Here is a 235-nt window from a genome sequence, read left to right as displayed (position 1 = left end):
ATACACGACGATCCCTTCCCAGCCGTTCTTCGCCGCTTTCTCGGCCAGCATGTCGCCCAGCAGGGCGCGGCGCAGCGAACCACCGCCATCGACGACCAGGACCTTGCCCTTGCCGTCCTTGTCGACCTGCTCCTTGACCAACGAGTTGTCTTCGAAGCACTTGATGGTGACGATCTCGCCGCCGAAGGAGTCGCGGCCGCCGAAGTTGCTGAACATGGGTTCGACGACCTGGACC

1 pseudogene is annotated in these 235 nt (G+C 63.0%); it reads right to left on the bottom strand.

From position 1 onward, the window contains the following. Positions 1-235: pseudogene (locus ACLJNW_RS28565) on the bottom strand (putative 4-hydroxy-4-methyl-2-oxoglutarate aldolase); the annotation flags it as partial.

The organism is Salmonella sp. SAL4457 (assembly GCF_046548235.1).
In the GTDB taxonomy this organism is placed as follows: domain Bacteria; phylum Pseudomonadota; class Gammaproteobacteria; order Enterobacterales; family Enterobacteriaceae; genus Salmonella; species Salmonella enterica.
This window is presented reverse-complemented; position numbering and strand designations above follow the sequence as displayed.